5 protein-coding genes are annotated in these 13,033 nt (G+C 69.6%); 1 reads left to right on the top strand and 4 read right to left on the bottom strand.

The window, feature by feature from the left end; genetic code table 11:
• Positions 1-169: 169 nt before the first annotated feature.
• A complete protein-coding gene (locus tag AS857_RS00300) occupies positions 170-1,228 on the top strand; it encodes a DUF6528 family protein (RefSeq protein ID WP_338058231.1) in 1,059 nt (352 codons plus the stop codon).
• On the opposite strand, the gene AS857_RS00295 is transcribed toward AS857_RS00300, so the two are convergent.
• Genes AS857_RS00295 through AS857_RS00280 form a run of 4 tightly spaced genes read right to left on the bottom strand, consistent with a single transcriptional unit; the run spans position 1,225 to position 13,023 of the window.
• Entirely contained in the window at positions 1,225-2,631 is a 1,407-nt protein-coding gene (locus tag AS857_RS00295) for a hypothetical protein (protein WP_058041042.1), read from the bottom strand. The genes AS857_RS00300 and AS857_RS00295 overlap by 4 nt on opposite strands.
• Positions 2,628-6,338, bottom strand: a complete 3,711-nt coding sequence (locus tag AS857_RS00290; RefSeq protein WP_058041041.1) for a hypothetical protein — start codon at positions 6,336-6,338, stop codon at positions 2,628-2,630. Before AS857_RS00290 ends, AS857_RS00295 begins: the two co-directional genes overlap by 4 nt.
• Positions 6,335-8,635, bottom strand: a complete 2,301-nt coding sequence (locus AS857_RS39735; RefSeq protein ID WP_058041040.1) for a hypothetical protein — start codon at positions 8,633-8,635, stop codon at positions 6,335-6,337. Before AS857_RS39735 ends, AS857_RS00290 begins: the two co-directional genes overlap by 4 nt.
• Positions 8,632-13,023, bottom strand: a complete 4,392-nt coding sequence (locus AS857_RS00280; RefSeq protein ID WP_058041039.1) for a DUF6603 domain-containing protein — start codon at positions 13,021-13,023, stop codon at positions 8,632-8,634. The genes AS857_RS39735 and AS857_RS00280 overlap by 4 nt, the downstream gene beginning before the upstream one ends.
• Positions 13,024-13,033: the final 10 nt, after the last annotated feature.

The following is a 13,033-nucleotide window of genomic DNA, read 5'->3' as shown; positions in this document are numbered from 1 at the left end:
CTTTCGCGCCTGAAGAAGCCCCGCAGGCTCTTGCCGCGGCTGTCGAGCGGGCTCTCGCCGGTCCGGACTGAGCTTGCCTTCAGCGCTACGGGCGCCCCCAGGCCCGCGACTTCACCGGCCTTCCGTGTCGTTCGTTGACCGGGGTGAGGCCTTCGGATGTCATGGCCAGATGTCGTCCAACAAGCACAAACCCGCTGTCGCAGCGAGTGGCTATCAGGCGATCGTCTACGACCAGGAGGCAGCCGGCTGGGACAGTTCCAAGAAGCGGGACGGTACCGGCGGGGTGCGGTGGATGTGGGACCCGAGGAACCCTCGGCACACTTCCGGGATGCGTACCGGGGACGCGCAGAACTACTTCGGGAACGGGCCCACGGATGCGAAGTGGGCGGCAGGCGGCAGGGCCGTGACCGTCTCCGCTTCCAGTGGCGGTGTCGCCGTCATCGAGTACCCGAGCAAGCGCGTGCTCTTCTACGCGCTGCCCGGCGGCAACCCCCACTCGGTGCAGATGCTGCCGGACGGCAATCTCGTGGTGGCGTGCAGTACCGGCGGTGACCGTCTGGCGCTGTACTCCACGCACCGGCTGGACAAGCTGCCGGAGACCGAAGAGGCCATGCGGACGAAGCTGATCGACGCCCACGGCGTCTGGTGGGACAGCACGCGGGAACTTCTGTGGGCGATCGGCCGCACCTCTTCCCCGTACGGCGCGAAGAACAAGGAGAAGGACAAGGCGGCCAGGGAGGGCAAAGGCCGCCTGGTGGCCTACGAGTACCACGGCACGGACTCGCAGCGTCCGGTCCTCAAGCAGGCCGCCGACTTCACCTTCGCCCTCTCCGACACGTACGTGCCCGGCTGGGAGAGTGACCACTACTACGAGAGCCCGCACGACCTGTGCCCCGTCGCCGGTGAGGCGAAGCTCGTGATCGCCACCGATCTGCGCGTGCTGGAGTTCGACATCGACACCGCGAAGTTCACCTCCGACCGCTGGAAGCTGACGGCGAATTTCGGACCGAAGACCCCGCCCGAATTCAAGGGCGTCAGCGTGAACGGCAAGGGAACGATGGTGTACGCCCACGTGGATCACGAGGGCAACAGTTCCTACACCTCGTCGGCCCGGTTCCTCCACCCCGCCGCCAAACGCACGGACAAGTCCCAGAGCTTCTACAAGTTCCGCTGGTTCGAGGAACTTCCCGGTTGGTCGTCCTTCGCCGACATCGACCACCTTCTCTAGCCTTCGGGACGCTCGGCCTCGGCCTTCACCTCGGGCGTCTCGAATCCGGCTTCTCCTTGGTAGTCGCTCTTGCCGATCTGCGTCGGTTGTTTGAAGGTGCCGTAGCCGAGCGGCCGCCAGTAGTAGGCGACGAAGGCCTCGTCGGCACCGCCGGGCAGACCGCTGACGTACAAGGTGAACTTCTGCCCCTTGGCGACCGGCACCGTAAAAGTACTGCCCTGGTCGGCACCGGGGGCGAAACCGATGGACGAGGCGTACCACTCGCCATCCGCACATTGCATCTTGAGCTGGTGCTGCAGCTCAAGCGGCTTTTGGGGATCCTTCTTGATCCCGTGGTTCAGCCACACGTATCCGGTGATGAACACGTCGGCCTCAGCGAGGTACTGTCTCCACACCCACTCGTTCTTCGTGTGCCTCGGACACTTCCAGTCGAACCGGGTCCAGTTCTGCCCGCCGAGCACCCGGACCGGCCCGCCTTCGACCGCCAGGCCTGCGCCCTTGACGGTTACGCCTCCCGTGGCGTGCAGCATGCCGGGGACCGTCAGTTCGGGGTAGACAGGATTGCTCACGGTGACGTGGGTGGTCGCGTAGTAGTGCTTGTCGTTGACGCGTGCGGCGAGCAGGAAGCTCGCGTCGCGCGTGACCGTGGCGTACCAGGCGAACTTCTCGTTGTCGTTCTTCTTGGTGTTGGGCTTCACGCTGCCGTCGTTCGGGTACCGCACCTCGAACCCGGCCGGCAGCGCACACTCCCAGCTCAGACGGATCTCCGCGCCGGACTTGACGCTCATCCGATTGGGGGCGAACTTGGTGATCGGGTTCCCGTGCCTGGCCGTGTCGTCGTCCTGGACGGGAATCTTGACCAGCGGTCGGGTCGTGTAATGAGGCGAGGGCGGCCATTTGTTGGGATCGGTGGTGGCCCTCTCGCGGATTTCGATGCGCGCGGTCCCCGACGCGTCGTTGATCTTCAGGCCGGGCAGGGTGATCGTGAGGCTCTGTCCCTGGACGGCGGTGCCGCTGCCTTTGTGCGTGGGCTTCTCCGGCTTCGCGAGGAATCGCGCGTACTCGCCGGGTGGCAGCAGGATGATGTCGTTGTCGGTCACCCGGCCGAAGGTCCATCCCTTTGTCGGCTGCGCCTTGATCTCGAAGCCGCGTTTGCACAGGTCGAGGGCGTTGTCGCCGAGGGGGACGGAGATGGTGATGTCCTGGCAGAAGACCGTACGGGGTCCGGGGTTGGAGACGATGACGCGGACCGTTCCCGGGTTGCCGGTGTGCAGACGGCCGGGTGTGGTGATGACGGAGTAGTCCAGCAGGCAGGTGTCCGTGTGGCGAGGGCCGGTGGCGAGCGCGGTGCTGACCTCGCTGTCCTCGCTGTCTTCGCTCTCCTCGTACAGGGTGGTGGTCATCGTGGGTTCTCCTTGGGTGCGAGGGAGCCGCGCAGGCGGAGCATCCCGGACCGGACGACGGCGGGCTGGTGGTCGAGATGGGCCGTGGTGTCGGCGGCGACGAGAGGCAGGTGTTCCCAGCCGTCGCGCGGGGTGCGCTGTGCCCAGTCCCAGGTGCCGTGGGCGGCGGGCGGGCGCGGCAGTACCAGGCCTGTCTCCGGCCCGGTGCCCGTGCCGGCACCGGCACCGGCACCGGCGCCATGGACCTCCGTGCCGACCGAGGCGGGGACCTGGGCGGGGCGGGTCCGCGAGGGGCGCAAGGGGGCGAGCACGGGGCCGAGGCGCAGCGCGAGGGTCATCGCCGCGAGTGCCGGCTGGACGTGGTCGGGCCGTAGCCGGATGCTGCCGACGGGAAGCAGGTCGGTGAAGGCGTGGACCGCGGCCTGCGGGTCCATGAGCAGGGTGAGGTGGGCTCGGGTGCGGGAGTCGGCCGGCAGGCGTGGCCAGGTCGTGGCGTCGATGGCGGCCAGGTAGGTGCGCGAGCGGGTTTCCGTGGGTTTGACGACGGGGTGGAAGGTGTCGTAGTCGTTCTCGGTGAAGTAGCCGACGAGTCCGTCGCCGAGTTTGTCGGCGTGGCCCAGCCGGATGGGCCACGGGTAGGTGGTGTGGGCGTGGGCCTCGGGGGTGGGTGAGGTGCGCCAGTGGACCACGGATTTCCAGTCCGGCGCGTATTTCCAGTGGGGGTCGCGCAGTGGGGGTCCGTCGAGGTCGAGGCGTAGCCGGGTGCGGACGAGGGCGAGGGGGCGGCCGAGCAGGGTGCCGAGCACTTGGCCGCCGTAGGGGTTGGCGGGGTCGATGTGGGTCATGGTCTGGTCGACGGCGGCCAGGAGGTCGAGGAAGGCGTCCTGGCCGAGGGCGATCAGGCGGGTGGCGAAGCGGTGCAGTGCGGGGTGTTTGTCCTTGAGGGAGTCGGGTGTGCGGTGGGGGGTGTCGGGGAGTTGGTTCCAGACGACGCGGGTCCGGCCCTGGACGTCCCGGAGGCGTAGTTCGCCGAGGGTGAGGCCGTGCGGGTCGTAGCAGAGAAGGGTCTTGTCGAGGTAGTTGGGGATGATCCAGGCGCAGACGGGTGTGTGGTTGGGGTCGGCGGGGAGGGTGTCGTCGCCGTCGGTGAGGTAGTCGAAGCCGAGGCGGGCGGGCTGCAGGAGCCGGGGCGGCAGCTGGACGAGGCGTTCGGGGAAGGTCTTGCCGACGGCGCTGAGCGTGCCGCGGGTGAGTGCGGGTGAGGGGTAGGGGACGAAGTCGCGCTGGTCGCCCTGGAGGAGTACGTCCACGCAGTGGCCGAAGCGATCGACGATGCTGAGGCGGGTGAAGTGGAACTGTCCGGCGCGGATCTGCGGGAACCGGGTGCGCATCGTCTTGGGGTCTTCGAAGGGGTCCGGGCGCGGGCCGGGGTCGGGCAGGAAGTGGTAGGCGTCGCCGACGAGTTCTCCGATGGGGCCCGGTGGGGCGACGTTGGTGCCGTAGTCGCGTCCTGCGAGCCGGTCGGTGAATCCGTCGAGGCGCTGGGCGAGCAGGTCCAGTTCGGTGAGTCGGCCGGCGAACTTCTCGAGCGACTCGGCGGTTGCCTTGGGCCGGTGGCGCGCGTGTTCGCGGACGCGTTCGCCGAGGTTGTACTGCGGGAGGGGGGTGAGGAACTGCCGCCCGCTGATCTGCTGGACGAGGCGTTTGCCTCCCGGGTCGGTGGTCCACTCCCAGGTGGTTCCGTCGAAGGTCCAGTGGGATTTCCCGAGGGGGCCGAAGGGAACGGTGTAGTGGGTGACCTGCCACTGGAAGTACAGCGGCAGCCATGGTTGCCGCCATGGGCCGGGCAGGAGCGAGGGTGGTTTCTGGGTGTCCTTGAGCGGTTTCGGTGCCGCCATTGCCTTCTTCACTTCGGCCTCGGTGGTCCCGCCGCCGAGTTCGGTGGCGATGCGGCGCGCGTTGGCGGGGTCGAGGAGGAAGGCTTCGGTGAGCAGCTGCGCGGCGACCGGCGGCAGTCCGCGCAGTTCGACGGGCGGTACGTGCGCGGGGGTGTACCGCTTCTTCCCGACGTGCAGGCCGCCGAGGATCTGGTCGGCGAAGCGGCAGGCGAGGGTGGGCGGGACCATCGGTTCGGCGGCCTTGCGGCTGTTGGCGCCGGACAGGACGACGGTGGGGTCGGCCGGCTGCTGAAAGGCCGGTCTCTCGTCGCGCCGGATGCGGTAGGTCTTCCAGTCGACGTGCGGGGCGAGTTTCTTGACACTCGCCAGCCAGGCGGCGGGGGTGTCGCCGGTCGGCAGGGCTGCGTGCAACTTGGCCAGGTCCCGCTTCCGCTTTCCGACCTCGGCGGCCAGGGATGCCGGGTTTCCCGGGTTGAGCTCGGCGGCCAGGGCGGCGCGGTCGCAGATGGGGGGCAGGCTGGGCAGGCCGTGCAGCCACCATTGGGCGTAGAGCTTCTGCTGGAGGGCGGTCTGCTCGCGATGGGCCTCGTCGTACTTGTCCTGGGCCTGGTTGAGCGATCGTAGGTACGCGCGGGCCGTGCGTTCCGTCTCGGAGGTTCCGGGCCGGCCGAGTGCGCCGCCGGCCGCGTCGGTGAGTCGCCAGGTGTAACCGCCCGGGTGGGCCCGGAACCAGGACCGGTGCAGGGTCTCGTCGGTGTCGGCTTCGCCGTCGGTGCCGTCGAGGGTGTTGAGCAGGCCGTGCTGGACGGCGTCCAGTACGCCCGGGTCCATGTCGGGGAACGGCTTCTCCTTCGTCGCCTGGCGGACCAGGGCGGTGAAGGCGTCCGCGGTGCTGTTGCCCACCGCGACCCTGATGCCGGTGGGTTCCGGTCTGTTCGAGTCGTGCGGGGTGGTCCCGTCGCGGTGCCAGGTGAGGGCGTGGGTCCGGCCGCAGTATGCGGATCTGCCGACGGTCCGGCCCTTCGCGTCGGGTGTCGTCCAGCCCAGGCCGGCCAGGGTCTTCTCCAGAGGGCGTCCCCCGGCCTTGAGGATGTCCTGGGCCGGGTTGGAGTACCAGCCCATGACCAGGTAGCCGACCGTCGCCTTGCCGATGCCGGGCAGGGGGTCGTGCAGGGAGAAGACGTCCTGGTTGTAGGGCTGGTAGAGGTGGAAGGCGAGCAGTCCGGGGCCCATGGCGGTCAGGAACTGCTCCTTGCGGGAGTCCTCCGTCAGCGCCGGCTCGCGCCATGGGACGCCCGGCCGGAGAAGTGTTCTGCGTCCGATGCGGGTGACGGTGAGCCGGGTACGGAACGGGGTCCTGCCCGGGTCGACGTCGCGGACGCCGTAGGGGTGGATGAAGGACGAGGTGCCGTGTTCGGCGTTCAGGTAGTCGCTCTCGACCACCCAGGCCGTCGCGGCCCGCTTGCCGTCGCGGTCGTCGATGTGCCGCACGACCAGCCACCGGTTGGGTACGAGAGGGAAGTCCATCCGGCCGGTGGCGGGGTCCTGTACGCCGCGCAGCAGGGCGCGTGGCAGCCGCCACTGGAGGTAGACGCCGTCCTCGGAGCCGCCTTCCGGATCGATGCCCGTCCAGGTGCCCGGGTCCTCGCTGCCGAACGGTTCGGGTTCGGGGCTGTGGTGGACGCGCAGCAGGTGGTGGTTGGCCTTCCAGCGGCGGAACCCGTCGGTCCTGCGTTCGTGCGCGCGGACGACGAGAGCGTCCAGTTCCACCGGCACGACGAGGGTGTTTCTGAGGTCGGCATCGCTCATGCCAGGGCTCCTGAGCGTTTGAGGGCCTTGCTCTTCGGAGCGCGGAACATCTGTACGCCCAGTTCGGCGGGGGTGAGGCGGCCTGTGGTGAGTCCCGCTTCGATGCAGCGCTTGGAGAGCTCGGCGAGCAAGGTGTCCATGTTCAGGACGTTGTCCGGTCCTTGTGCGGGAGCGGCGCGCAGCAGCCGGCACAGTCCTTTGCCCTGCGCGGGGTAGCGGAACGGGCTCTCCGCTCCCGCCTTCGGGCCGGAGAGGTGGCGGAGCCTGATGACCGCGTTGTCCAGCACCGGTTCCTTGCGCGGTGGCTTTCGGTCGCCGGCGTTGGTCGGCGACGCTTCGTCGATGCCGAAGTGCACGGCTTCACGCGGCTCGGCGATCGTGACCGTCTCGGGTACGTGGTCGAAGACGCACAACAGGACCTGTGGTGCTCTGGAGGCGCGGTGCATCGGTACGGCCTTGCCGGCTGCGGTCGCGCTGATGCCCAGCCCCGGCCAGCCGGCGACCAGGGCGGATCGCATCAGCAGTCCGGCGGCCGGCCGGGGTGACGGCGTGATCGACCCCGGATCCTCGAACAGCAGGTCGTCCACGGTCGCGTCGAAGTCGTGGGCCTGGCCGACGCTGAGTGCGCCGCGCGCGAGCGTGTCGAGCCATTGCGGGTCCAGGTGCCAGAATCGCAGCGATTCGGCGGGGAGCATGCCCGGGGAGGGCACGAGGTGGTCGAAGGGCACGCCTTCGAGCCGGGACAGTCGCACGAGCCAGTCCCGTACGGTGCGGTAGTCGTCGTCCGCGTCGTCGCTCGCCGTACCGCTGTCGTCCGGGCCGCGTTCGCTCGTGCCGGTGAGTGGTGTGAGGCCTGCGCGCAGGAAGGCGGCGTAGGCCGGGTCGTCCGTCGGCACTCCTGGGCGGGGCAGGTGCCGGGGACGGGGATCCGGGGCCGGGGTGCGGGCGGTCGCGTCGTCGGCGCTTTGTGGTGCGGGGCGAGCGGAGTGGAGGTGCTGGAGGAAGGCCGCGATGTCGCGGTGGCAGCCGATCCGTTCGAAGCGCTCGCGCGCGGTCGGCGGTTCTCCGGCGTCCGGGCCTCGTGACCAGGCGCGTGTCCCGTCCCTGGCGAGCTTGCGCGCCTTGGCCCGCAGGCGCAGCAGGGCCGTGGCGAACACCGGGTCTGCCAGGGCCATGGCCCGCCCGAGGTTCCAGGCGACGGCGTAGCTGGTGTCCCACACCCCCTGGTCCTTGAGGTAGCGCAGGCCGTCGGCTGCGGACCGGTGCCGCACGACGGTCTTCGAGGGCGGTTCGGGTACGCAGGGGCCGCGGTACCAGGCCGGGGCCGTCGTGCCGTCCTCGAGCCGGAACCGCGTGGGCACGTAGCCGGCCTTCAGCCACTCGTGCGCCTTCTTCTCGGGTGGGGTGCGCGGCGGACGGGGTGGAGGAAGCCGCAGCAGTTGGTCGTCGTCGGCCCGGGTGAGGTGGCCGACCAGTGCGGTGAAGCCCGGTTGGCGGTCGGGCAGCGTCTCGAAGGCCCAGTTCCACAGCGACACCAGGCGCAGTGTCGCCCCGTCGGTCATGTCCGGGTCCTTCGCCTCGAGGTATTTCTCCCAGCCTTCGAGGGACACCAGGTGGGCGACGTACCGGCCGCCGGCGCTGCGGGGCAGGCGGTTGCCGATCAGGACGCAGTAATCGCCCGGCGGGAACGGATTGACGCGCTTGTCGACCTGGTCGGCGGGGGGCGCCACCGAGCGGATGTGGGCGAGGGCGGGGAGCTCGGTGCGGCGTGGTGCGAGCCGGCGGAAGAGCTTCTCGCGCACCACGATCGTGCGGCAGGTGTCGCCCAGCTCCTGGGCGTGGACCGGTCGGGTGAGCTCGGGTGGTCTGGGCCGACCGGCTTCCTTGGTCAGCAGCTGCTGTACGGTCATGGGCTGTACGCGGCCGAGGCACTGGGGGTCGTCGGCCAGTTCGCGTTCGCCGAAGACGAGTACCGCCAGCCAGGGTGTGGGGGTTTTCCCGCTGGAGCCGCCGAGTTCGCGCTCCCAGGGCAGGACCTCGCGGCTGAGGGCGATGTGGGGCAGCACTTCGTCGTAGAGTCCGGCATGGCCGGGGGCGGGGTAGGTGGCGTGCACCCACTCCGGTCTGACGGCGAAGCGCGGTCCGCGGACGGAGACCTGCTGCTTGGCACCCTTGCTCAGATAGCCCTCGTCCACGGGCCTGCGGTCGGTGGTGGTGAGGGTCTGGCTGATGGTGAGGGTGTAGTCGCCCTCCTTGAGGTAGGGCTCGAGGGCGTCGCCGAAGCGGACCGTGGTCATCGCAGTGCCTCCTGCACTTCCGCCTGCATTTCCGCCTGCATTTCCGCCACCCGCGGTGTTTCGTGTTCACCGGTTTCGTCGTGCCACAGGCCCAGGTCCCGCAGGGCGGTCATGGTCGCGTCGCGGGCGAGGGCGGCTGCCGGTTCCTCCTGGAACCGGGTGAGCCGGTCCAGGGCGAGGCACTGGCCGAGCCGGTCACCGGGCGCCGCGGGAGTGCCGGTGCCGGTCGCCTCGGGTGCGGCGGTGGACGGTTTCAGCGGCAGCCGGCCGTCGGGCAGCGGCTCGTGGCCCATCCGGCCGGCGTCGAAGCGAAGGTGCCTGCCGACCTCGTGCGGGGCGGGTACGGTCACGGTGAGGGCGGTGAGCTGGTCGGGAACGGTCCGGGGGCCGCTCGCCGACGGTCCGCCCTGCGACCGCTTGCCCCACAGCGCATCGGGAAGTTCGGCCCTGGCGGCGGTGACCTTCCATTTGTCGAGCTTTTCGGGCTCCTTCTTGTCGGCGCGTCGCAGGGTCACCGCGCAGGCCGAGGTCAGTCCGGTCAGGCCCATGGGCCTGATGTCCACCTTCCGGCCGGGCAGTTGGCCCGGCAGGCCGGAGACGACGGTGATCGGCACCGCGGTGTGCAGGGTGAAGGTGAAGCCGTGCGTCGTGGCCAGCCACGTGGTCGCGCGGGCGTCCTTCCCGTCCGGGAGCACGCCGGTCAGGCCGGGACCCGCCGTGAGGGTGACCGCCTTCTCCTGGACCGGCAGCAGGGCCTGGAACTCCTTCCAGAACGCCGGCTCCCATCGGCGGACGTCGGCCTGCGTGCCGAACCGTACGGTCAGGTCGCAGACGGCGAGGTGTGCGGTGACCGTGCCGTGGGTGGGCGGGCCCCACATGGCCAGCGAGGCCCCGACCTCCACCGAGACGGTGACCCGCACGAACCAGACCTTGATCGTGTACGAGGCGCCGAGGCTGATCCCGGCCGTCAGCTCGAAGCGGAACGGCGCCCATTCGAGCAGCAGGTCCGCGTGAACGGTCAGCCAGGCGTGCAGACCGCCGTTGCGGTAGTCGGCGGCGAGCCGGCCGCCTGCCATGATCGCGCCGGGGGTGAGGGCGAAGTACTGCTCCCCGGTGATGGACGTGTTCGAGTCGACCTGCCAGTCGAACCCGATGCGGCGTGGTGCCGGGAAGTGCTTCGGTACCGGGAAGTGGGGGTGGTAGCCGCCGAAGGTGAGGACGAAGTCACCGGGGTGCGCGCTGGCGCCGAACCACAGGTAGAAGGCGAACCCGCCCTGGAGTACGCAGTCCTCGCTGATCGCGTACGATCCGGGCTCCAGCTGCCCGTCCACGGTGAGTGTGTCCTTCGAGCTCTGGTACTTGGCGATGATGCCGAGCGTCGCCTTCGCGAACACCGGTGTCTTCCCGCCGCCCAGTTCCTCGCGCGGGAACCGGGCCGTGGAGGTGCCGAGGAGCGAGACCGTCACGTCGCCGCCGAGCTCGACCAGCAGCAGCGCCTGGGACGACACGTACCGGAACGAGTCGAAGGCGATGCCGATCGCGCCCCAGAAGCTGTCCTGCCGGGGTCGCACCCAGTCGCCCAGGGCCTTGAGGGCCTTGTCGGGGTCGGTGCCGATCCCGTCCTTGGCGTTCAGCCGGGCGAGGAAGGGGAATTCCGCGACCTTGTCGGGTTGCGGCAGGACGACCTCGCTGTTGTACCCGAACCCACCCATCAGACCGGTGAGCTGGAACGGCGGCGGGCCGCCGAGTGCGCCGTCCAGGCGGCCGAAGACGAACATCGACAGCCGGTCGTCCTTGTCGCGCTGGTACATGCCGTAGGCGGTCAGTCCCAGCCGCGGGGTCTGCACCACGAGCATGCCTGCCAGCCACAGCTTCCACGGTGCTCTGTCCCGGTAGAGGAATCCACCGGTGATCCGTACGGGCGGCTTGTCGTACGCCGCGGACAGCCCGTGCAGGGTCGGCTTGACGCCGTCACCGCCCTTGAGCGGGATGCCGAGGCCCAGTCCGTCGGCATCGAACGTCAGGCAGCCCAGGCGCAGGCCCGCGTCGAAGAGGATCTGGATGCGGTTGTCGTGGTAGCCGGCCCCTACGCGGTTGACGTGCAGCGGGCCGAGGGTGCGCTGCACGTCCAGCCAGGCGACGGTGGGTGCCATGGGGACACCGGTTTCGGCGGTGTCCCCGCTGTGGTCGTGGTCGTAGTCGTCGTGGTCGTGGTCGTGGTCGTGGTCGTGGTCGTGGTCGGGCTCAGGGAGAACGGGGAGCAGGGGCCTTTGTTTGCCGGTGTTCAGACGCAGGGTCGTGCCCGGATGTCCCGGCAGGTCGAGCGTGACGGCCAGTGCCGTGCCCTTGGCGATGCCGTCCTCGGGCAGCTTCGGCTGCTTGGGGGACAACTCTTCCAGGACGGCGTTCAGCGCGACGACGCTCGTTTTGTCGAGGTTGCCGGTGGCCAGGAGGGCGCTCACTCCCGACACCCCGATGTCCGCGCCGGGCGGCATCCTGCCGTCGACCAGGGGAAGGTCCGACAACCGGCCGTTCAGCCCGGCCGTCACCCGCATCACCCAGGGGGTGCCCGGGGCGGTGTCCGGGGCGGTGTCCGGGGCGGTGTCCGTCCAGGTGTCGTCGGGCTTCTTCTTCGTGCCGGCGCGAACGACGAGAAGGCCGAGGGGGCCGATCTGTGCCTCGCAGACGAGCTGCCCGGTGGCCTTGTCGTACCTGAGTGCGATCGACTTGAGCCGGTACGGCCCGGTGGGGAATTCCGGCGGCAGTGGGTGCCCGGTCAGCAGCGTGACCAACTCACCGAGTTCAACCTGCTCTTCGGCCTCGGGGAGGGCGACCGAGATACGGGATCCGTCGACCGTTCCCTTCAGGACCAGCGCCCGTTCCTTCTCCGGTTTGACGGGCGGCAGCGTCAGGAGAAGGGCTGCCTTCACCTGTGGCTTGGCAACTTCCTGCGCCGTCCGCCGAGTGGTGGTGACGGTGATGCCGAGCGCGGCCCGGCAGGTGCCCAGCCATACCGAGGCCACGCAGTCGAAGACGAAGGTGGAGGCGGCTCCGTCGAAGTCGGCGTACAGCCGCTCGACCGTGAACTCCTCCAGTTCCTTGGGCACCTCGACGTTCAGCTTCCGCAGCAGTGTGCCGGGGCGCAGGCCGAGCGCCGAGCCGGCGAACCGCCAGGCGCCGTCCTCGTACTGCGCGCTCACCCACAGCGATTCTTCGCCGGTGAAGTGCCACGCGGCCTCGGCAGCGGCCGTGAGCGACGTGCCCTGCTTGCGGAGGGTCAGCTCGACCTCTGCCAGGGAGACGGCGTCGGAGACCTGCCAGACGTTCCGCAGCCCGAGCTGGAAGCCGTATTCGCGTTCCGGCCCCCGCAGTACGGCGTGCATGTCCAGCTTCGCGACGGTGAGCTTGCCGAGTGCTCCGCCCCCTTCCTTGAAGCCTTCCTTCTTCAGCAGGGTGGCCAGCGGGAACGGGGTGCGGCTGGTGGCCGACAGCTCCAGGTTCTTCGTGGAGATCTCCACGTCGACTTCGACCTGGGGCGCGAGGGTGATGCGGCCGCCGAGCACGGTGACCAGACGCGGGCGGCCCGGGACGCGGGCGATGGCGAACTCGGCGTGCAGACCGTCCACGGTGAACCGGTCGCCGAGGATGCCCCATCGTGCGTTGAGATCGACCCTCAGCCACAGCGACAGCAAGTGGCCCTTCGGCGATGTCTTGTCCGGCGGCAGGAAGGCCGCCTTCATCGACGTGACGGCCAGCTTCTTGCTCAGGCCGCGCAACTCGTCCGGAAGAGCGAAGTCGCTGCCCTTCAGCCCGCCGCTGATGCCGGCAAGGTGCCCGAGGCTCTCCAGCGCGGCCGGTGGGAACGATCCGCCCATGCTCCAGGGCTCCCCCACTGCGAGGGGCTGGTATCCCCACAGGTACGGGCGTGCTGTCGCCGTGCCCGTGAAGCCGAGTTCCGCCCCGAACCCGATCCGGGAGCGGAGGCGGCGCAGCGAATCCGTCTCGATGCCCAGTGCGAGGTGGGGGACGGCGACCTTGAGGGGGTCGAGTGTCACGATGACGCGGCGCAGGCCGTCCGTGAGTCCCTTGCCGTCCTGGGGCAGGGTCACGTCCAGGTGCAGGCCGGCCACGGTCTTCTCGTCCGGCCCGGCCTCGAACCATACGGTGGCGGGGCGATTCCCCAGTCCGGCCAGGCTCACGGTTCCCTTGGCCCACAGTTGTCGGGCGTCCGCGGTGCAGTCCAGCATCCGGAGTTCATCGGCGCCGAGGTGGGTGCGCAGCGTGTCCCAGGCCTTTTCGAAGCCCAGTTGTTTCGCTTCCAGGGTGAGCCGGTGGGTCTGTCCGGCCTTCGTCAGTGTGGTCCGCAGTGCTTCGATGCTCAGTGTCATGGCGGATCCC

The sequence above is a fragment of the Streptomyces roseifaciens genome (genome assembly GCF_001445655.1).
In the GTDB taxonomy this organism is placed as follows: domain Bacteria; phylum Actinomycetota; class Actinomycetes; order Streptomycetales; family Streptomycetaceae; genus Streptomyces; species Streptomyces aureoversilis.
Note: the sequence above shows the minus strand (reverse complement) of the source record. Positions and strands in the feature narration are given on the sequence as shown.